This window comes from Roseomonas elaeocarpi, from assembly GCF_042433915.1.
GTDB lineage: Bacteria > Pseudomonadota > Alphaproteobacteria > Acetobacterales > Acetobacteraceae > Roseomonas > Roseomonas elaeocarpi.
This window is the reverse complement of sequence record NZ_JBHLUN010000008.1, coordinates 326,499-346,100: the sequence shown is the minus strand read 5'-3', so window position 1 is coordinate 346,100 and position 19,602 is coordinate 326,499. Positions and strand designations below refer to the sequence as shown.

At 72.1% G+C, this 19,602-nt stretch carries 16 protein-coding genes; 7 read left to right on the top strand and 9 right to left on the bottom strand.

Translation table 11 applies throughout. The features are described from left to right. Positions 1–243: 243 nt before the first annotated feature. From ACFFGY_RS13015 to ybaL, 4 genes are all read right to left on the bottom strand, one after another. A complete protein-coding gene (locus ACFFGY_RS13015) occupies positions 244–867 on the bottom strand; it encodes a transglycosylase SLT domain-containing protein (protein ID WP_377044922.1) in 624 nt (207 codons plus the stop codon). Positions 868–1,279: 412 nt separating this feature from the next. Further along, complete coding sequence (locus tag ACFFGY_RS13010) at positions 1,280–2,215, bottom strand: alpha-E domain-containing protein (protein WP_377044921.1); 936 nt, start codon at positions 2,213–2,215, stop codon at positions 1,280–1,282. Next, positions 2,215–3,771 (bottom strand): circularly permuted type 2 ATP-grasp protein, encoded by a 1,557-nt coding sequence (locus ACFFGY_RS13005; RefSeq protein WP_377044920.1) that lies wholly within the window; start codon positions 3,769–3,771, stop codon positions 2,215–2,217. The genes ACFFGY_RS13010 and ACFFGY_RS13005 overlap by 1 nt, the downstream gene beginning before the upstream one ends. Positions 3,772–4,110: 339 nt before the next feature. Further along, complete coding sequence (gene ybaL, locus ACFFGY_RS13000) at positions 4,111–5,883, bottom strand: YbaL family putative K(+) efflux transporter (RefSeq protein ID WP_377044919.1); 1,773 nt, start codon at positions 5,881–5,883, stop codon at positions 4,111–4,113. Between the two features lie 101 nt (positions 5,884–5,984). On the opposite strand from ybaL, the gene ACFFGY_RS12995 reads away from it, so the two are divergent. Both ACFFGY_RS12995 and ACFFGY_RS12990 read left to right on the top strand, forming a co-directional pair. Next, on the top strand, positions 5,985–6,248 hold the full coding sequence (locus tag ACFFGY_RS12995; RefSeq protein WP_377044918.1) for a helix-turn-helix domain-containing protein: 264 nt from the start codon (positions 5,985–5,987) through the stop codon (positions 6,246–6,248). A 185-nt stretch (positions 6,249–6,433) separates the two neighbouring features. Then, a complete protein-coding gene (locus ACFFGY_RS12990; RefSeq protein WP_377044917.1) occupies positions 6,434–7,630 on the top strand; it encodes a sensor domain-containing protein in 1,197 nt (398 codons plus the stop codon). Between the two features lie 86 nt (positions 7,631–7,716). Here the strand turns inward: ACFFGY_RS12990 and ACFFGY_RS12985 are convergent, their stop codons facing one another. From ACFFGY_RS12985 to ACFFGY_RS12970, 4 genes are all read right to left on the bottom strand, one after another. Beyond that, the gene (locus ACFFGY_RS12985) at positions 7,717–8,718 is read right to left on the bottom strand and encodes a YsnF/AvaK domain-containing protein (protein ID WP_377044916.1); all 1,002 of its coding nucleotides are present in this window, start codon (positions 8,716–8,718) and stop codon (positions 7,717–7,719) included. 6 nt (positions 8,719–8,724) lie between these two features. After that, a complete protein-coding gene (locus ACFFGY_RS12980; RefSeq protein WP_377044915.1) occupies positions 8,725–9,162 on the bottom strand; it encodes a DUF2382 domain-containing protein in 438 nt (145 codons plus the stop codon). A gap of 513 nt (positions 9,163–9,675) precedes the next feature. Beyond that, positions 9,676–10,407, bottom strand: coding sequence for a uracil-DNA glycosylase (gene ung, locus ACFFGY_RS12975; protein ID WP_377044914.1), 732 nt, complete (start codon positions 10,405–10,407; stop codon positions 9,676–9,678). Positions 10,408–10,622: 215 nt separating this feature from the next. Beyond that, the gene (locus tag ACFFGY_RS12970; RefSeq protein ID WP_377044913.1) at positions 10,623–11,798 is read right to left on the bottom strand and encodes an aminotransferase; all 1,176 of its coding nucleotides are present in this window, start codon (positions 11,796–11,798) and stop codon (positions 10,623–10,625) included. Between the two features lie 343 nt (positions 11,799–12,141). On the opposite strand from ACFFGY_RS12970, the gene ACFFGY_RS12965 reads away from it, so the two are divergent. The 4 genes from ACFFGY_RS12965 to ACFFGY_RS12950 all read left to right on the top strand — a co-directional run bounded on the left by ACFFGY_RS12965 (position 12,142) and on the right by ACFFGY_RS12950 (position 17,249). After that, the gene (locus tag ACFFGY_RS12965) at positions 12,142–12,864 is read left to right on the top strand and encodes a response regulator (RefSeq protein ID WP_377044912.1); all 723 of its coding nucleotides are present in this window, start codon (positions 12,142–12,144) and stop codon (positions 12,862–12,864) included. Further along, positions 12,861–14,387: an ATP-binding protein gene (locus tag ACFFGY_RS12960; protein WP_377044911.1), complete on the top strand. Its 1,527-nt coding sequence runs from the start codon at positions 12,861–12,863 to the stop codon at positions 14,385–14,387. Before ACFFGY_RS12965 ends, ACFFGY_RS12960 begins: the two co-directional genes overlap by 4 nt. Positions 14,388–14,692: 305 nt before the next feature. Beyond that, the gene (locus ACFFGY_RS12955; protein ID WP_377044910.1) at positions 14,693–15,922 is read left to right on the top strand and encodes an OmpA family protein; all 1,230 of its coding nucleotides are present in this window, start codon (positions 14,693–14,695) and stop codon (positions 15,920–15,922) included. Between the two features lie 265 nt (positions 15,923–16,187). After that, positions 16,188–17,249 (top strand): spore photoproduct lyase family protein, encoded by a 1,062-nt coding sequence (locus ACFFGY_RS12950; protein ID WP_377044909.1) that lies wholly within the window; start codon positions 16,188–16,190, stop codon positions 17,247–17,249. 76 nt (positions 17,250–17,325) lie between these two features. Here the strand turns inward: ACFFGY_RS12950 and ACFFGY_RS12945 are convergent, their stop codons facing one another. Next, the gene (locus tag ACFFGY_RS12945; RefSeq protein WP_377044908.1) at positions 17,326–18,501 is read right to left on the bottom strand and encodes a citrate/2-methylcitrate synthase; all 1,176 of its coding nucleotides are present in this window, start codon (positions 18,499–18,501) and stop codon (positions 17,326–17,328) included. A 79-nt stretch (positions 18,502–18,580) separates the two neighbouring features. On the opposite strand from ACFFGY_RS12945, the gene ACFFGY_RS12940 reads away from it, so the two are divergent. Continuing rightward, entirely contained in the window at positions 18,581–19,546 is a 966-nt protein-coding gene (locus tag ACFFGY_RS12940) for a 2-hydroxyacid dehydrogenase (RefSeq protein ID WP_377044907.1), read from the top strand. The last annotated feature ends 56 nt before the right edge of the window (positions 19,547–19,602 follow it).

Sequence of the window (19,602 nt, the reverse complement as noted above, 5' to 3'; positions counted from 1 at the left end):
AGGGCTCAACGCCCGAAGGGGCCGGGGGATACATGGGCCGGCCGGAAGGGGATCGACCCGGCCCCGTTAAGGCGGCGCACCGCGGCGGCTCGGTTGTTTCGACCGGCCGTTTGCGGCCGGAACTCCTGCTTCGCGCTCCAGGCGAGGCATCCCTGGCCGGGTGCCCCGATGGGCCCGCCGGGCGGGATCTTCGGCCGTGGTGCCCCGCTCAGGCCACCCCGTCGCCGTTCCGGCGCCCGCCGTCTACCGGTCCGGCGCCTCGGCAATTTCCAGCAGCGCCGCGCCGTTGCGACGGTCGCGGGCGAAGCCGCCGCCGCAGGACTCATCGGACAGGATGCGCGAGCCGGGGTTGGTCACCTCGAGCTTGGCCTGGATGCGGCACACGAGGTTGTTGGCCGTGCGCGCGGCGCCGCCGTTCCAGCGGCGGATCGCATCGCCCCAGTCGCCGGTCTGGTTGAACTTTTCGCGCAGGTGGCGGGCGGCCCAGCGGGTGGCCTGGATGGGGTCGAGCGGCCAGTCGGAGTTGCGGGCGTGGACGCGGGCGTTGATCTGGACGCAGCCGGCCATCACCGACTGCTGCGGCTTCGAGCCCGCCAGCAGGCGGTGCGCGGTGTCGGAATCCTCGGGGAAGTAGGAGCGCCCGCCGATGTTCAGCGCGTAGGCGTGCAGGCCGGATTCCGCCAGCGCCACCGCCACCAGCAGGCCCTGCGGCAGGTTGCTCTCGGCCTCGGCCATGCGGGCCGCGGCGAGGCAGGCGGCGCGCGGGTTGTCGCCCGCCGGGGCCGTGTTGCCCCTGGCCTGGGCCACGCCGGAGCCCGACACGGCGATCACGCCCGCCAGGGCGGCGCCGGTGCAGAGCCGGCGCACCCGCAGGTGCCGGACCAGAAGCCTTGCGGGAGGCTTCCCGGTCTTCTTCGATCGATGGGCGTTCCTCGGCATCGCGCTCAAGGAGGCCGCGTCTCGTCGCCGGCGCGGGGGCGTCGGCAGGCTGCTCGCATGCATCATCGCGATCGGGCCTAGCAGCCCGATGCCGGAGCGCAAAGAAGATTATGTTCCTGTTTGTGAACGGAGATTCCCGGATTTCGAGACAGGTTTCTTGAACCAAACGATCCGGAATGCGTTCAACCCGCCTTTACCCAGGGGAAAGGGGTGCTCCCGCCCTGGTCAGGCGCGTCTCACGGCCTGAGACGACCCGGCGCCGGGCCACCGCATCGTGAACAAACCAGCGCCTGCCGGATGCTCCCGGGCCGCGTCCGCGGCCGGGCGCGGGCGCGCCGGATCAGCGGCCGCCGCTGAAGAAGCAGCGCGCGATCTCGGCGCCGAGGCGGTTGTTGTCGTTGATCACCGCTGTCAGGAAGCCGTGCAGGCCCAGCGCCACGAGATCCTCGATCCGCCGGTTGTCGCAGCGCAGCCGCAGGCTTTCCGCCATCTCGCTGCAGTCGCCGCAGGGGTGCGTGCCGTCGGCCGCGATGTCGCGCAGGGTCTGCGCCACGCGGGCGTTGCAGAAGCGCAGCGAGCGCGGCAGCTCGCGCCGCAGGATCAGCAGCTCCGCCACCCGCACCGGCTCCAGCCGCGCGCGATACATGTACTGGTAGGCCCGCATCGCCGACAGCGCGCGCAGCACCGTCTGCCACTGCGTGTGCAGGGCGGGGTCGGTGGACTGGAAGGCGGCGTGCCGGGCATCGAGCAGCCGCGCGGTGTTGTCGGCACGCTCCAGCATCGTGCCCAGATGCGTGAAGCGCCAGGCGTCGTCGCGCAGCATCGTATCCGCCGCGGAGCCGCTGAAGGCCAGGGTGCGCGACTTCACCCAGTCGAGGAAGGCTGGCAGCCCGTCATCCTGCACCGCCTCGGCCCCGGTGCGCTGCAGCGCGATCCAGGTGTCGTTCACCGCTTCCCACATGTCCACCGTCAGCGCCGTGCGCACGGTGCGCGCGTTGCGCCGCGCGGCCTCGAGGCAGGAGGCGATGGAGGAGGGGTTGGCGGTGTCGATCGTCAGCCATTCCACCGAGGCCTGCGCGGAGGGTTCGGCATGGCGGCCGCGATAGCCTGGCTCGGTGCCGGAGCTCAGCAGCAGGTGGCGCCACTCGCCTTCCTCGCCGTCCATGGTGGCGAGCGAGGCCATGCGCAGGCTGGCGGCCAGGCTGCGCGCGACGTTGCCCGCGCGCTCGTTGTAGCGGGCGAGCCAGAACAGGCTGTCGGCGGTGCGGGCGAGCATCAGCGCGATCCTTCCTCGCCGGAGGGCGGGGGATTGCGCGGCGGGGGCGGCGGCATCTCCGGCATCGACTGGGTCATGCCGCCCATGCTTTGCACCATGCCGCCGGGGCCCATGCGCTGCGCCATGCCGCCGAACATCCCGTCCTCGATCACCCAGGTGTCCTTGGTGCCACCACCCTGCGAGGAATTCACCACCAGCGAGCCTTCGCGCAGCGCCACGCGCGTCAGCCCGCCCGGCACGATGCGCACCTCGCGCCCCATCAGCACGAAGGGCCGCAGGTCGACGTGGCGCGGCGCCAGCCCGCCCTCGGCCAGGGTCGGCACGGTGCTCAGCGCCAGCGTCGGCTGGGCGATGTAGTCGTCGGGCTTGGCGCGGATGCGGGCCGCGAACTCCTCGCGCTCGGCGGGCGTGGCGTGCGGGCCCACCAGCATGCCGTAGCCGCCCGAGCCGCGCGCCAGCTTCACCACCAGCTTGTCGAGGTTGGTCAGGACGTGCGCCCGGTCGTCGTCGCGCGAACACATGAAGGTCTGCACGTTCTGCAGGATCGGCTCCTCACCCAGGTAGAAGCGGATCATCTCCGGCACGTAGGGGTAGACGGCCTTGTCGTCGGCGACGCCGGCACCCGGCGCATTGGCCAGCGACACGTTGCCGGCGCGGTAGGCCCGCATCAGGCCCGGCACGCCCAGCGCGCTGTCGGGGCGGAACACCTCCGGGTCGATCCAGTCGTCGTCCACGCGGCGATAGATCACGTCCACCCGCCTGGGCCCCGCGGTGGTGCGCATGAACACCACCTCGTCGCGCACGAAGAGGTCGGCGCCCTCCACCAGCTCCACGCCCATCTCGTCGGCCAGGAAGGAGTGCTCGTAATAGGCGCTGTTGTAGGGGCCGGGGGTGAGCACCACCACCGTCGGCGTCGCGGCATCGCAGTTCGCCGGCGCCAGCGATTTGAGCGTTTCCAGCAGCTCCTCGGGGTAGTGGCTGACCGGCGCGATGCGGTGGGCCGCGCAGAGCTGCGGCAGGAGACGCATCGACGCCTCGCGGTTCTCCAGCATGTAGGACACGCCCGACGGGATGCGGCAGTTGTCTTCCAGCACGAAGAAGCTGTCCGGACCGGTGCGCACCATGTCGATGCCCGAGATCGCGGTCCACACGCCGCCGGGCGGCACGAAGCCCACCATTTCCCGCCGATAGCCCTCGTTCTCCAGCACCAGCGCGCGGGGGATCAGACCGGCTTCGAGGATGCGCTGCGGCCCGTACACGTCGGTGAGAAAGGCGTTGAGCGCGCGCACCCGCTGTTCCAGCCCCTTGGCCAGCCGGTCCCATTCGCCGCGCGACAGGATGCGCGGCACCACGTCGAAGGGGATCAGCCGTTCCGGGTCGCCGCCGTCGGAATACACCGCGAAGGTGACGCCGATGCGCCGGAACAGGATCTCCGCCTCGCGCCGCTTGGCCTCGAGCACGTCGGGGCCGTTCTGTTCCAGGTAGCGGCCGAGCCCGGCATAGGGCTGTCGGACCTCCCCGTCGGCGTTCATCTCGTCGAAGGCTTTGGCGCTCATGACACGACGTTACAGCAAGGCTCGTGCCGCGAAAGGGACGACCAGGGGCATTCCGCGCGACGGGCGGGTCCGCCCGGCCGACATTCTCGCGAGGCACTCCGTCCCGTTTCGGCAGGCGGTACGCAGAAGGGGCGAATCCTTGGCTCACGCGTGCTGCGCCACTGTCCGCGAGACTTCAAAGGCTGACCCGGCGGCCGTGCGCCCGTGCGACCGGCGGATGGCCCACGCGGCACCACCCGGCGCCCGGCACGGTTCGCGAAGGCCTGCGCGACGGCCTCGCACCCCGTGTCCGTTCGTCCGGCGCCGTGGCGCCGGAAGATCGGGCAGGAGGTCGCCCTTCTAGCGGGCAGCGGCAGCCTGGGGAGGCAGCGGTGTCGCCTCCGCGGCCGCGCCGCGCGGGGCACCCGCCGCGGCTTCCAGCATCCGCCGGGCGATCTCGCGCTCACCCATCACCGTGAGGTCGGCGCCCAGCCGGCTCAGGTGCTCCACCGTCATGTCGGAATGGGCGCGCGCCACGATCTCCAGCCTGGGGTTGAGCTGCCGCGCCTGTTCCACCACCTGGCCCGCCTCGAAGGCTTCCGGCACCGTGACGAAGAGCCTGCGCGCCGCCTCCAGGCTGGCCAGCGCCAGCACCGAGGGTGCCGCCGCGTTGCCCTGAAAGGCTTCCATGCCCAAGGCCTGCGCTGCCGCCACCGTGTCGTCTTGGTCGTCGATCACCACCACCGGGTTGCCCGCGGCATGGAGGCCTTCGCCCACCAGCCGCCCGACGCGGCCGTAGCCGACCACCACGTCGTGCCCGCGCAGCGCCGTGGGGGTCGGGATGCCGTTCTCCTCCGCCGCCGGCTCGGGCGGCAGGGGCGCCGGCACCGCCTCGGGCGCCGCGACCTCGGCCACCGCTGCCGGCCTGGCCTCCGTCCGGCGCGGCCGCAGGCGCCGTGCCGGGCGACGGTCGGCGGCGGCGAACAGGAAGGGATTGACCAGGATCGACAGGATCGCGCCCGCCAGGATCAGGTCGCGCCCTTCCGCCGGCAGGAGGTTCATGCCGGTGCCCAGCCCCGCCAGGATAAAGGAGAACTCGCCGATCTGCGCCAGGCTGGCCGAGATCGTCAGTGCCGTACCGTTGCCGTGGCCGAAGGCGCGCACGATGATCCAGGCCGCCACCGACTTGCCGACCAGGATGATCAGCAGCGTGCCCAGCACCGCCCAGGGTGCCTGGATCAGCACCGCCGGGTCGAACAGCATCCCCACCGACACGAAGAACAGCACCGCGAAGGCGTCGCGCAGCGGCAGCGCTTCCTCGGTGGCGCGCTGCGACAGCTGGCTCTCGGCCATCACCATGCCGGCGAAGAAGGCGCCCAGCGCGAAGGAAACGTCGAACAGCTTGGCCGCGCCGAAGGCCACGCCCAGTGCCAGCGCGTAGACCGCCAGCCGGAACAGCTCGCGCGAGCCGGTATGGGCGACGTAGTGCATGATGGCGGGAATGACCCGGCGGCCGCCGATCAGCATCAGCACCACGAAGGCCACGACCTTGGCCAGCGTGATGCCAAGGCTCCAGGCGAGGTCGGTGCCCGACACCGAGCCGCCGCTCAGCGCCTCGCCCACGGCGGGCAGCAGCACCAGCGCCAGCACCATCACCAGGTCCTCGACCACCAGCCAGCCGACCGCGATGCGGCCGCGCTCACTGTCCAGCAGCCGCCGCTCGCCCAGCGCGCGGGTCAGCACCACGGTGCTGGCCACCGACAGCGCCAGCCCGAACACCAGCCCGCCGCCCAGGCTCCAGCCCAGCAGATGCGCCAGCCCCATGCCGAGCAGCGTCGCCACCGTGATCTGTACGACCGCGCCGGGGATGGCGATCCGCCCGACGGACACCAGATCCTTGATCGAGAAGTGCAGGCCGACGGCGAACATCAGCAGGATCACGCCGATTTCGGCGAGCTCGCCCGCCAGGTTCATGTCGGCCACGAAGCCCGGCGTGAAGGGCCCCACGGCCACGCCCGCCAGCAGGTAGCCCACCAGGGGCGAGATCCTCAGCCGGTTCGCCAGCAGCCCGAAGGCGAAGGCGAGGACGAGGCCCGCGCTGATCGTGGCGATGAGCGGTGTCTGGTGCTCCATCCCGCGTCCTCCTGCTTGACCGTCCGGCCGCTGAAACATGGAGAGGCTGTCAGTAAAATTCAACCTTTTTGCTCAAGATTGACATTGTTGCGTGAAGGCGCATGGTGTTCCTCATGCCACTAACGCCGGGCCAGTGCCGTGCGGCGCGCGCGCTCCTTGACTGGACGCAGGATGAGCTCGCCGCCCGGGCCGAGATCAGCCGCAGCACCGTGCGGGGCTTCGAGCGGGCGCAGCACGAGCTTCAGCGCGCCACCGCCGCCGCGATCCGGCGCGTGCTGGAAGAGGCGGGCGTGGTGATCCTAGATGCCGGGCCGGAGGGCGGCGTCGGGGTGCGGCTGCGGGGCGAGGTCGTGTCTCCCGGCTGACCAAGGCCAGGGCAGGGGGCGGAAGCGCTTCCCGGCGGCACGCTCCCGCACTAATCTCGGCTCACGATCCCGTCAGCCGTGCCGGGGCCAGCATCGCCGGGGGCCGGCATCGGCCCGGCCCCGCCGGCTTCAGACCGACGCCTCCCCGAAAAGAGGGAGCGTGAACCTCACCCGGAAGCGTCGTCATGCCCGTCACCACCGCCCCTCCTCGCGAGGCCCAGTCCTGTTCCGACCCACGCTGGCAGGACCGCACGGTCGTGGACGCGGCACCCCCCGACGCCACCCCGGCGCGGTGGAGCGTCGGCTTCCTGTACAACGCCCAGGCACACCACATCCTGCACAGCCTGCCACTGGCCTGTGCCCTGTCGCGCCATGCTGAGGTCGCCGTCACGGTGATGTCGCCCTCGGCCACGCACCTCGCGCTGGCGGAGCGGCTGGCCGGCTACTACCCCGGCCATCGCCTGCGCTTCCAGCGGCTGCGCGCGCCGCCCGGCCTCGCGCGCAGCAAGGCCGTGGTGCTGCTGCTCAACGCCACGACGCTCGCACGCTTCGATGCGCTGGTGCTGCCGGAACGCACCAGCCTGCTGCTGCGCCGGCTGGGCGTGCGGCATCCGAAGCTGATCCATTCCTTTCACGGCGCCAGCGGGCACGACCGGGCCGGGGACCCGCGCCTGGCGCAGTTCGACCTTCTTCTCGCCCCCAGCGCGCAGCGGCTGGAGCGCATCGCCGCCGCCGGTATCCGCCCGCGCGCCGCCGCGGTCACCGGCTACAACAAGCTCGACCTGATCCGACGCATGGGTACGGACCGACCGCAGCTGTTTCCGAACTCCGCGCCGGTGGTGCTCTATAACCCCCACCACCGCCCCGCGACCTCGTCCTGGCCGCTGGTGGGCCGACAGGTGCTCGACCACTTCGCCGCGCAGCGAGAGCGCAACCTCGTCTTCGCGCCGCATATCCGGCTCTTCGACCCGCCCGCCGCGTACCGCAGCACCTTTCGCCGCTACGAAGGGCTGGAACAGCTGCGGATCGACCTCGGCAGCACCGCCAGCATCGACATGACCTATACGCTGGGGGCCGACCTCTACCTGGGCGACATCAGCAGCCAGGTGACCGAGTTCCTCATCCGCCCGCGCCCCTGCGTCTTTCTCAACCCGCGCGGGATCGACTGGCAGGGCCGTCCCGACTTCGCCGCCTGGCAGCTGGGCCGCGTGGTGCGGACCCTGCCCGAGATGGTGGATGCGATCCGCACCGCGGACGAGTGGCAGGCGGAGTTCGCGGAACGGCAGCGGGAAGCCTTCGCGGAAGCCTTTCCGGAAGGCGAGGTTCCTGCCCCGGTGCAGGGCGCGGAAGCGATCCTGAAGCTCCTGCGCGGGGAGCGGTAGAGGCCAAGCAGGGGAGGGTGCCCGCGGATCAGCGGTGTCTTCCGAACGGGCGGACCCCCGGCAGCCGGGGATCCGTCCGCCGAAGCTCAGCGGCGCGGAAGCGTCGTATCCGGCGTCGCCGCCGGCACGGTGCCGAGGTTGTCGCGCTCGTCCTCGACCTTGACCTCGGTATGGCGGACCGTGTCGCTGACGGTCTGGATGTCCTCGGTGGCGACCTTGCGGATCACCAGCTCCTCCTTGACCCGCGCTTCCTTGGCGATCACGGCCTCCTCGGCATGCTCCGTCGCCTCGATGGTGCGGTCCTGGAACAGGTGCTCCGCGTCGGTCAGCGGGCGGTCCACGGCGCGGCGCTGCACGTCCACGTGCTCCTGCCGCAGCGTCACCTGCTCGCTCACCGGGGTTTCCACCGTGTAGGAGCGCACGCGCACCCGGCCATGCTCCACGTCGCGCTTGCCGACGCGCAGCTGCTCCTCCACCAGGGGGATGACCTCCTCGTCACCGCCCCGGGCCAGGCCCGCCGCCGGCAGCGCCGTGTCGGCGGTGGCCGCGACCGGCGCGTCGTTCACCGGCACGGCGCTGGTGCCGCCGAGGCCGGTCTCGCTCGTGGCGGCGCTGCCGCCCATGGAGGCCGTGGCGCTGCCGCCCATTGCGGTCGTGGCGGTCGTGGCGCCGCCCGTGGCGGCCGTGGCACCCAGACCGGTGGACGCGGCCGGCGTCGCGCCGGTTCCCGTAGCGCTCCAGCCCTCGCTGCGCCACTCGGCTTCGCGGCTGTCGAGGTCCACGGCGCCGTTGGCTTCCAGCACGTCGGAAGCGTGTTCCACCAGCTCATCGGGAACATCCACCGACAGCAGCACGCCGCCGCGGCGCAGGCCTTCGGAATAGGCGGAGCGGTCCTCCTCGGGCACGAACAGGTCCTTCAGCGAGGCCCAGAAGCCGCGGTCCTCGCCCGCGGTGCCGGAAGGGGTCGCCCCGTCGGCGGCATAAACCTTGATGTGGCTGCGCTCGATCGAGTCATGGCTCAGCAGGTGCTGAACGGCGGCATCGGCTTCGAGGCGGCTGTCAAACAGACCGGTGATGGTGCGTGACATCGTTGCTCATTCCTTGAGAGGGGGTTCCGGGGACAGCGTGGCAGGGCTGGCGGTCGGGGGCTGATCGTCGGCCCCGCTCCGCAGGACGGTTGCCGCCTGGACGCGGCGCGTCACCGGCACGTCAACCACCTCGGTGGTGTCGAGGGTGCGGATCCGGATCTCCTCCTTGAGGACGAGCCTTTTCTCCACGACCAGAACTTCCTCGACGACCGGGACGATGAGGACGCCGTCCTCTTCCCGGGTGCCGGGGACGCGATCCACCTCCCGGTCGATCGGGACGTGCTCGATCTCCACACGGCGGCCGTGCAGGGTTTCCCGCACCGCCTCCGTCACTTCCTCGGTCTTCAGCGAAACGCGAACGCGCCCCGTTTCCACAACGCGCTTCGTGACGAGGACGTGTTCCTCGGCAACCGGAACCACCTCCGCCGGATCGTCAACGGACATGGCGACCTCCTCGGAACTGCGTCTTAACGGCGGAGTCGGTGCGGTGGTTCAGGGCGCCGGCCGGTTTATTCGCGTGCCCCCAAGGTAAAAACCTCGATTCATGACAGGACCGTTAAGTATTGACCTGGGTTATGGTGGGCAGGAATTCTTTCCCGCGTTCTGAAATCTTTACAGATGGCCTGCTTATTCTTTGGACACAGCCTGTGAGCCTGCGCCACGTGGTGCAGGACTGTCGTGCAGCCACCGGTCGCCCGGTGGCGTTGCGCCGGCGGTAGCGGCCGGGCAGCGTTCAGGTTTGAGGTGCGGGTCGGGACGGCGCGTTGCCAAGCCCGCAGCAAGCCATCGCAACGGGCATGACAGCGCCGGGGCCACGCCTCCGCCCCCCGGCCCTGCTGCCCTGGGCTGCGCTCATCACGCGCTGCCGATGTGCCGTCCCGAGAAGCGCCGGAGCAGCGCCACGAAGCGCCAGCGGTGCTCCAGGACGCGGGGCACCGGGCGCCGGCGATCCCGCTGTCAGTCCGCCCCGCCGCTCCGCCAGTCGATCGCGCCGCGTCCGTGGCGCTGAAGGAAGTCATTGACCTGCGAGAAGGGGCGCGACCCGAAGAAGCCGCGATGCGCCGACAGGCCCGACGGATGCACCGAGCGCAGGATCAGGTGCCGCTCCGCATGCAGAAAACCCGCCTTGTCGCCGGCCACCTTGCCCCAGAGGATGAACACCACCGGCCCGGCGAGGTCGTTCACCGCGGCGACCACGGCGTCGGTGAACACCTCCCACCCCAGGCCGCGATGGCTGCCGGCCTGGGCTTCCTCCACCGTCAGCACGGTGTTGAGCAGCAGCACGCCCTGGCGCGCCCAAGGCACCAGGAAGCCGTCGCGCGGCAGCACCAGCCCCAGGTCGCTGTTGCGCTCGCGCAGGATGTTGCTCAGCGAGGAGGGCAGGCGCATCCCCGGTTGCACCGAGAAGGCGAGGCCGTGCGCCTGGCCCGCACCGTGATACGGGTCCTGCCCCAGGATCACCGCCCGGACCTCGCGCAGCGGCGTGAGCTCCAGCGCCTGGAACAGCCGCTCCGGCGTCGGGAAGATGCGCCGCCCCTCCATCAGCCGCGCCCGCAGCGCCGCCCGCAGCCGCGCCATGACCGCGAGGTCCAGCCGCGGTCGCAGCGCCGCCGCCCAGTCCGCCGGCAACCGGCACAGCGGCCAGTCCTCGGCCGGGCCGAGCAGCGCGTCGGCCGCTTCCGCGGTCACCGCCGCACTGCCCGCCGGGGATGCCGATGCTGCTGCGACTGCCGATACGGCCGGAGCTGCCGATCCGGTCGTTGCTGCCGGTACGGCTTTGGTCCTGGTTTGGGCCGAGGGCAGCGCCGCTGCCGTGCCGGCGGGCGCGCCGAACTCCAGGGCGCCCTGTTCCTCCACCGGCCCCTCGACGGTGCGCTTCGCCGTCCGCCGCCCCGGGCGCGCGCTCAAGCGCCCAGCGCCCGCAGCCGCGCCGGCACCGCCCGCAGCGCGTCCTCGGGCGCGTTGGCGAAGGCGACGCGCAGGTGGCGTTCCTGCCCCGGGCCGAAGAAGGAACCGGGCAGCACCATCAGCCCCGCTTCCGCCGCCAGCCGTTCCGCCACCGCCTCAGCATCCGGCAGCCCGTCGGGGATGCGCAGATAGGCGAAGTAGGCGCCGATCGCCTCCACCCGCCAGGTCGGCACCGTCGCCATGATCGCCGCGAAGGCGGCGGCACGTTCCGCCATCAGCTGCCGGTTCGCGTCGCGCCAGGGGCGTAAGCCCGGCACGGCCCAGGCCACGGCTTCCTGCGGGGCGCGGCCGGGGCAGATCTGGAAGGTGTCGAGCGCCTTGAGCAGTTCCGCCCGGAAGGCGCCGCCGGCGGTGATGGCGCCCAGCCGGTGCCCCGGCACGCAGTAGCTCTTGGAGAAGGAATAAAGCTGCACCACCCGATCCCGCCAGTCGGTGGCCTGGAACAGCGCGTGCGGCGCCGCGCCGGCCTCGGGCAGGAAGTCGCGATAAGTCTCGTCCAGGATCAGCCAGACGTCGCGCTCCCGCGCCAGCTGCGCGAAACGCTCCAGCCGCTCGGGCGAAAGGATCGCGCCGGTCGGGTTGTTGGGGGTGATCAGCACGATCGCCCGGATGGCGGGATGCCGGTCCAGCAGCGCCGCGGCCGCCTCCGGATCGGCCAGGAAGCCTTCCTCGGCGCGGCAGGGCAGGGGAACGACGCCGATGCCCGCCATTTCCAACGCCATGCGGTGGTTGAAGTACCAGGGCGTCGGCAGCAGCACCGCCTCGCCCGAACCCGCCACCACGGTGGCCGCCATGGTGAAGGCGAGGTTGCAGCCGGCGGTGATCGCCACGTCGTCGGGTCCGATCGCCGCGCCGTAGGAGCGTGAAAGGTCGTCGGCCAGCGCCTCGCGCAGCGCCCGCTCGCCCTCGATCGGGCCGTAGCCGGCATTGGCCGGGCGCGCCGCGGCGGCGGCCAGCCGTTCCAGCAGCTCCGGATGCGGCGGGTAGCCCGGCACCGCCTGCGTCAGATCGAGCGCCGGGCCGGCCCCGCCACCGTAGGCGGCGGCCCAGCGGCGAGCGGCGGGGATCGCGGGCGTGGCGGTGCGGAGCAGGCGGGGGGAGGGCGCGGGCATGTTGGCCGGACTCCTCCCACGCGGCGGCGCGCCGGTCCAGGCGCCCTGGTCCGGGCGCCCCAGTCCAAGCGAGGGGGAGCCGCGCCGGTCGCATCATGGTGGGGGAGAAGAGGCGGCGGGCAACCTGAGGGGGGTAGTGCGGTAAACCCGCCGCCTGCTACCACCGATGCCCCGTGAGGAGGGGGAATGGGCATCGGCGTGCCCATAACATGTGCCTTTCCGCGGCCGCTGGCATCCCCGCACGCATGCGAAAGTGAAACGGCTGGCAACGGATGAGCGCATTGTTACACGGCGACACCCGATACCCGCGCAAAACGTCGCGGCGCGCGCTATGTAACAGCGCATGGAGCCCGCCCCCCACATCCTGATCGTCGACGACGATCGCGAGATCCGAGACCTGCTGTCGCGCTTCCTGGAAAAGCAGGGACTGCGCGTCACCGCCGCCCGCGAGGCGCGCGAGGCGCGGCGCGTCTGGCCGCTCGGCCGGTATCATCTGGTGATCCTGGACCTGATGCTGCCGGGCGAGTCCGGCCTCGACTTCGCGCGCTGGCTGCGCGGGCAGTCCGACGTGCCGATCGTGATGCTCACCGCCATGGGCGAGGAAACCGACCGCATCGTGGGGCTGGAGCTCGGCGCCGACGACTACGTGGCCAAGCCCTTCAACCCGCGCGAGCTGCTGGCCCGCATCCGCGCCGTGCTGCGCCGCGCGTCCGGCGAAGGCGCCGCGCCCAAGGACCCGCCGGCCAAGGCCGTGCGCTTTTCCGGCTGGACGCTGGAGCCCGCCCGCCGCCGCCTGCTCAACCCCGACGGCGCCGAGGTGCCGCTGACCGGCGGCGAGTACGAGCTGCTGACGGTGCTGGTGGAACGCCCCAACCGCGTGCTGACGCGCGACATGCTGATGGACCTGCTGCGCGGGCGCCAGGCCGGGCCCTTCGACCGCGCCATCGACGTGGCCGTGTCGCGCCTGCGCCGCAAGCTCGAGGATGACGGGCGCAACCCCAACCTGATCAAGACGGTGCGCGGCGGCGGCTACGTGCTGGCGGCGAGCGTCGAGCGCGCCGCGTGAGCGGCCAGCCTTCCGGAACCCCGGCACCCGGCCTCGGCGGCGCCGCGCCGCTGCTGCCGGGGCCGACGCGTCCCCTCGACGCGCCGGAGGGCCCGCGACCCGGTCCGCGACGCTTCCTGAGGATGCCGCCGCTGGGCGGAACCCGGCGGCACGAGGCGCCGCCGCGTGCCCGCCGCTCCTGGAGCTGCTTCCTGCCGCGCTCGCTGGCGGCCAGGACCGCGATCTTCCTCTTGCTGGCGCTGATGCTGGTGCAGGCCGCCGGGCTCACCATCCACGCGCTGGACCGCGTGGACCTCCAGCGCCTGGCCGAGGCGCGCGAGATCTCGTCGCGCGCCATCGGGCTGTGGCGCGCGCTGGTGATCGCCACGCCCGACCGGCGCGACTTCATCCTGAGCGAGATGGACCTGCCCGACGGCCTCGACGCCCGGCTGGAAAACCTGCCCTCGGCGCGCAACAGCATCGCGCCGCCGCCGCTGCCGCTGCTGCAGCTCTTGCGCCCCGAGGCGCTGCTGGTCACGCCCCCGCGCCTCCGGCCCAGCGAGGTGCTGGCCGGCACCGGCAAGGGCGGCTCGCTGCTGCTGTCGCTGCGCCTGCCCGACGGCGACGACTGGCTGAACCTGCGCCTGCGCGTGCCGCCGCCCCGGCCCTGGCACTCGCCCACCTTCCTGGTGGCCTTCGTGGTGATGACGGTGGCCGCCGCCTTCCTGATCCTGGGCACCACGCGGCGCATGATCCGCCCGGTGCGCGACCTCGCCCGCGCGGCCGAGGCGCTGGGCCGCGACGTCAACGCCCCGCCCATGTCCGAAGACGGCCCCACCGAGGTCGCCACCGCGGCGCACGCCTTCAACACCATGGCCGAGCGCATCCGCCGCTTCGTGGGCGACCGCACCCAGTTGCTGGCGGCCATCGGCCACGACCTGCGCACGCCCATCACCCGCCTGCGGCTGCGCGCCGAGTTCCTTGACGACGACGAGCAGCGCCGGCGGATGCTCAACGACCTCGACGAGATGGAGGCCATGGTCAACGCCACCCTGGTCTTCGCGCGCGACGACGCGGCGGACGAGCCGTCCGTGCCGCTCGACCTCGCCGCCCTGTGCCGCACCGTGCTGGACGAGGTCGTCGACGCGCACCCCGAGAACACCGACAGCATCCGCTACGAGGGGCCGGAGCGGCTGACCGTGCATGGCCGCCCGATCGCGCTCAAGCGCGCGATCGCCAACCTCGTGGGCAACGCGCTGAAATACGGCAACGGCGCGCAGCTCCGCCTGGAAGCGCCGCGCGCCGGGCCCAACCCGGTGATCCGCCTCGTGGTGGAGGATGAGGGACCGGGCATCCCCGAGGAATCCCAGGAAGCGGTGTTCCAGCCCTTCCGGCGCCTGGAAACCAGCCGCAACCGGGAAACCGGCGGCACGGGCCTGGGCCTGCCGATCGCGCGCAACATCCTGCGCGCCCATGGCGGCGACGTGGTGCTGGGCAACCGCCCCGAGGGCGGGCTGCGCGCCACGGTGACGCTGCCGATCTGAGAACAACGGCCAGAGCCGGTCGTGGCGGCTCTGCCGGAACGGACACCGCCCCGGCGCGGTGATCCGCCGGCACGCCGCGCCGGCGGCTGCTTCCGGCAGGCCTCGGCCGTCGGGCGGCGTCACGGCGAAGGGCCTGCTCTCACCCCGTGACGTTCTGGCGCGGGGAGCGTGCCAAATATGCCGCGCCTTTCGCAAACCTTTCTCGAAGTGGTCCGGAACTCGCCGCCGGCCGGGTGACCGGGCGCGCCTGCGTGTCATCGTGTTGCGGTGCCGAGAGCCGGCGTCCTCGCAAACTGGACCGATACATGCACTCCCTACGTTTCGCCGCGACGATACTGACGCTTTCCCTGCCTGCCCTGACCGTTCCTGCCTTGGCGCAGGCACAGCAGATATCCGGCTTCTATGTCGGGGCGGGCGCGGGTGCGAACAGCGTGATGGACAGCAGCGCCAACCTCGGCGGCGCGAACGGCAACCTGCTGCGCGAGGCCGGCCTGTCGCGCGAGATCCGGCAGCAGTGGGACTGGGGCTGGACCGGCGTCGGCAGCATCGGCTACGGCCTGGGCAACGGTTTGCGCTTCGAGATCGAGGGCAACTACCGTCGCAACAACAGCGACGGCACCACCATCATCGGCTACCGCCTGCCGCAGCATGGCGGCCACCGCGAGTCCTACGGCGTGATGGCCAACACCTACTACGATTTCGACCTGACCTCGGTGGGCATCTCGTCGCGCACGGTGATGCCCTACGTCGGCGCGGGCATCGGCTACGCCTGGGTCAAGGCGAACGATGTTTTCGGCGGGGTGCAGGTCCGCTCGCCGGCGAGCGTGGACGTGGCCAGCGTGCTGGACCGGCTGAACATCAACCCGTCCCTGGCCAATGACGCGGCGAGCCTGGACGTCCGGCAGAACGGCACCGAGGGACGCTTCGCCTTTCAGGGCATCGCCGGCCTCGCCTTCCCGATCGGCTGGGTTCCGGGGCTGAGCCTGACCGCGGAATACCGCTTCTTCGGCACCACGGCGGCGCATGCCCGCACGGTGGTGACCGGCAGCGCCGCCGGCCGCACCGCAACGCTGCGCAGCGCCGATATCGGCTACGAGAACTTCAACCACTCGATCCTGGTCGGCCTGCGCTACGGCTTCAACCAGCCCGCGCCGGCGGTGGCCGCCCCGCCGCCGCCGCCGGCCGCTGGCGCCATGCCCGCGACGGCGCGCACCTACCTCGTCTTCTTCAACTGGAACAGCACCGAGCTGACCCAGGTGGCGCATCAGGTGATCGAGGACGCCGCGCGCAACAGCCGCAACGGCGGCACCTCGCGCCTGGAGGTGAGCGGCCACGCCGACCGCTCCGGCACCGAGACCTACAACCAGCAGCTTTCGCGCCGCCGGGCCGAGGTGGTGGCGGGCGAGCTGGTGCGGGCCGGCATCAGCCGCTCCGAGATCGTGGTGCAGGCCTATGGCGAGAGCCGGCCGCTGGTGCCCACCGCCGACGGTGTGCGGGAGCCGCAGAACCGCCGGGTGGAGATCGTCCTGCGCTGAGCCGCGCGGCCGGGGCGTGCGTTCCGCCGCCCCGGCCCGCACCGTTCCGGCGTCCCGCCGAAGCCGGGCCGCGCTGGTGTTCCACCCGGGCCACCCGCTCAGGCGCGACGACCCCGTTATCGGACCGTTCCGGCCCGGTCTCCGCACCACGCTCCTCCAGCAGCCGACGGGGTGGAGCGCTCGGACGCCGGCCCTTGTTCCCCGCGGCACCGCGCCAACCTCTGGTGGCGTTCGCGCCCGCTGCGGCGCCAGCTTCCGGAGCCGCATGGACCTTCCCCGTCACCTCCTCGACGTCCGGCGCATCTATCTCGAACCCGCCGTGGAAGGCTTCGCCCGCGGCCGCGAGATCCTGGCCCGCTTCCCCGAGGCCGAGCGCATCCCCGTCGCCTCGCACTGGAAGATCCCCGAGCTGCGGGAAGGGGCGGAGGAGGACTGGCTGGACGCGAAGCGCGGCGCGCTGGTGCTGGGGGTGAAGAAGTCGCTCACCTGCCGCCCCAACGGGCGCTCGGCCGACTTCATTGCGCCTTCCACCTCGAACGGCTGCGCCATGGCCTGCGCCTACTGCTACGTCGCGCGCCGCAAGGGGCACAGCAACCCGATCAGCCTGTTCGTCAACATCGAGGAGATCGCGGGCTTCATCGCCCGCCACGCTGCCCGCCAGGGCCGAAAGGCCGAGCCCAACCAGGTGGACCCGGAGGCCTGGGTCTACGACCTGGGCGAGAACGGCGACCTGTCGGTGGACGCCGCGCTCTGCGACAACCTGCGCGACCTCGTGGCCACCTTCCGCGCGCTGCCCAACGCCAAGGGTTCCTTCGCCACGAAGTTCGTGAACCCCGACCTGCTCGGCTACGACCCGCGGGGCCGCACCCGCATCCGCGTGTCGCTGATGCCCGAGGCACCGGCGCGACTGCTGGACGTCCGCACCTCACCGATCGAGGACCGCATCCGCTTCGCGGGCGAGCTGCACCGCGCCGGCTACGAGCTGCACCTGAACTTCTCGCCGGTGGTGATCCACGAGGGCTGGGAGGCCGCGTGGCGGGAGCTCTTCGCCCAGGTGGACGCGGCGTTGCCCGACACTGCCAAGCAGCAACTGGCCTGCGAGGTCATCATGCTGACCCACAATGCCGAGCTGCACGAAACCAACCTGCGCTGGCACCCGCGCGCCGAGGACCTCCTTTGGACCCCGCGCTGGCAGGAGGAGAAGATCAGCCAGAACGGCGCCACCAACCTCCGCTACCGCGCCGGGCCCAAGGGCAAGCTGCTGGCCCGCTTCCGCGCGATCCTGGCGGAGCGGATGCCCTATTGCCGCGTGCGCTACGCCTTCTGAGCGGGCGCCCGGCGGCGGGATCGCGCGCCGGCACCGCCGCCGTTCCGCCCGGCCGCGCCGGGTCCGATGCGGCGCCTCACGCGTCCTCGTCCGCCTCACCGGCGATGCGCGCGCCGACGTAGCGGGCGCGCGGCCGCAGCAGGGTGCCGCCGGTGATCTGCTCGATCGAGTGCGCCATCCAGCCGACGCAGCGCCCGATCGCGAACAGCGCGAAGGCCGCGCCCTCCGGCAGGCGCAGGTGTTCCACCAGCGCCGCCAGCGCCACGTCGATCGTGGGCGCGAGCCCGGTGATCCGGTGGACGCATTCCATCAGCCCGCGCGCCCCGGCCGAAGGCTCGAAGGTCGCGAGCAGCGCCACCGCCCGCGGGTCGCCTTCCGGGTAGAGCGGGTGGCCGAAGCCGGGCAGGGGAACGCCTGACGCCAGCCAGCGGCGCACCGCCGGCTCGGCGCCCGAACGGCCCACCTCGTCCAGCAGGGCCTGCACCTGCAGCGTCGCGTCGCCGTGCAGCGGGCCCGACAGTGCCGCCAGACCCGCCAGCGCGCAGGCCCCCAGCGAGGCGCCGGTGGAGGCGGTGACCCGTGCCGCGAAGGCCGAGGTCGTCAGCTCCTGATCCGCCAGGATCACCAGCGCGCGGCGCAGCAGCTCGGCCTGCGCCTCGCAGCCCCAGGCGCGCGCCACGCGCCGGTGCAGCGGCACCTGCGCCGCGTCCCCTTCGGCCGGCGCGATCGCCACGAAGGCGCCGGCCAGCCTTCCGACGAGCCGCGCCGCTTCCTCGTGCCGCGCGGCGGGCGACAGCGCGTAGGCGGGTGAGCCCTCGGCCGCGGCGATGCCCAGGCTGCTATAGGCCGCCGCACGCGCGAGCCGGTGCCCGGGCGGCGCGCAAGGGGAAAACACCGGCAACCCGCGCGAGGCCCAGAGGAGCTGCGCCGCCTCCTCCAGCGTGGCGGTTTCCGCCAGCACCAGCGCGTCCTGCCCCCGGTACCAAAGCCGCCCCCGCACGATCGTGGAGATCTCGGTGGCGATGATCGGCTCGCCCCAGGACATGGTGCTCGAGGCGATGCTGTCGCGCGCACGGCCGAGCTCGCGCCGCCGCAGCAGCGCGGCGATGTCCTGCGCGCGGTACAGGCTGCGCCGGGGATCGGCGGGGTCCTCCCGCACCTCCACCCGGCCGCGGCTGACATAGGCGTAAAGGGTCTGCGGCCGCACCCCCAGGGCCTCGATCGCTTCCGGCCGTGTCATCCAGCGCGCCATGTTGACAGCATCAATCAACGTTGACGCCGTGTCACCACGGCAGGATTGCTCGCCCGATAAGAAGATCGGGATGGAGGGGATGAGCAATCTAGCCAGCAGGCCGCGCGTGCTCGTCGCGCGACGGATGCCGGACGCCACGATCGACCGTGCGCAGGCGGAATTCGACGCCACGGTCGCCGACCACGACATGACCGCCGAGGAGGTCGTGAGCGCCTGCCGCGAGCTCGACATCCAGGGCATCCTGACCGGCAAGAAGGCCGCCTACACCGCGGACCACATCGCCCGCCTGCCGGATTCCGTGCGCATCATCGCCAATCCCAGCGCCGGCTACGAGCACATGGACGTCGAGGCCGCGCGCGCCCGCGGCATCGTGGTGACCAACGCGCCGGACGGGCTGACGGACTGCACGGCCGACCTCACCATGCTGCTGATCCTGGCCGCCTGCCGCCGCGCCGCGGAATACAGTGCGATCATGCGCTCGGGCTGGCGGCGCTCCTTCGGCCTGCCGGACATGCTGGGCATGAAGCTGGGCGGCAGCCGGTTGGGCATCGTCGGCATGGGGCGCATCGGCCGGGCGGTGGCCGCGCGCGCCCGCGCCTTCGGGATGCAGATCCTCTACCACAATCGCTCCCGCCTCACCCCGGAGCAGGAAGGCGGTGCCACCTACTGCGCCACGCTGGAGGAACTGCTGCCGCAGTCCGACGTGCTGACGCTGAACCTGCCCGGCGGCAACGGCACGGTCATGACGGCTGAGGCCTTCGCGCTGCTGCCGCGCGGCGCGGTGTTCGTGAATGCCGCGCGCGGCTCGCTGGTGGACGAGGACGCGCTGATCGAGGCGCTGCAGTCGGGCCACCTCTTCGGCGCGGGCCTCGACGTGTTCCGGCGCGAGCCGGACTTCGACACGCGCTTCCTGGAACTGCCCAACGTGTTCCTGACGCCGCACATGGGCAGCGCCACGGCGGCCACGCGCAACCGCATGGGCTTCGACGCCCTCGACAACATCGCGGCCGTGCTCGCGGGCCGGCCGCCTGTCAGTCCGGTCTGACCGGCAGCAAACGTCCCAATAAAACGCCCGAATAAAACGTCCCGGAGAAAACAACG

Bases quoted from the DNA above. Each gene is read 5' to 3' on its own strand.
- ACFFGY_RS13010 (WP_377044921.1), bottom strand. From the start codon at position 2,215: ATGCTCGCCCGCACCGCCGACAGCCTGTTCTGGCTCGCCCGCTACAAC.
- ACFFGY_RS13005 (WP_377044920.1), bottom strand. From the start codon at position 3,771: ATGAGCGCCAAAGCCTTCGACGAGATGAACGCCGACGGGGAGGTCCGA.
- ybaL (WP_377044919.1), bottom strand. From the start codon at position 5,883: ATGGAGCACCAGACACCGCTCATCGCCACGATCAGCGCGGGCCTCGTC.
- ACFFGY_RS12995 (WP_377044918.1), top strand. From the start codon at position 5,985: ATGGTGTTCCTCATGCCACTAACGCCGGGCCAGTGCCGTGCGGCGCGC.
- ACFFGY_RS12990 (WP_377044917.1), top strand. From the start codon at position 6,434: ATGCCCGTCACCACCGCCCCTCCTCGCGAGGCCCAGTCCTGTTCCGAC.
- ACFFGY_RS12985 (WP_377044916.1), bottom strand. From the start codon at position 8,718: ATGTCACGCACCATCACCGGTCTGTTTGACAGCCGCCTCGAAGCCGAT.
- ACFFGY_RS12980 (WP_377044915.1), bottom strand. From the start codon at position 9,162: ATGTCCGTTGACGATCCGGCGGAGGTGGTTCCGGTTGCCGAGGAACAC.
- ACFFGY_RS12970 (WP_377044913.1), bottom strand. From the start codon at position 11,798: ATGCCCGCGCCCTCCCCCCGCCTGCTCCGCACCGCCACGCCCGCGATC.
- ACFFGY_RS12965 (WP_377044912.1), top strand. From the start codon at position 12,142: ATGGAGCCCGCCCCCCACATCCTGATCGTCGACGACGATCGCGAGATC.
- ACFFGY_RS12955 (WP_377044910.1), top strand. From the start codon at position 14,693: ATGCACTCCCTACGTTTCGCCGCGACGATACTGACGCTTTCCCTGCCT.
- ACFFGY_RS12950 (WP_377044909.1), top strand. From the start codon at position 16,188: ATGGACCTTCCCCGTCACCTCCTCGACGTCCGGCGCATCTATCTCGAA.
- ACFFGY_RS12945 (WP_377044908.1), bottom strand. From the start codon at position 18,501: ATGGCGCGCTGGATGACACGGCCGGAAGCGATCGAGGCCCTGGGGGTG.
- ACFFGY_RS12940 (WP_377044907.1), top strand. From the start codon at position 18,581: ATGAGCAATCTAGCCAGCAGGCCGCGCGTGCTCGTCGCGCGACGGATG.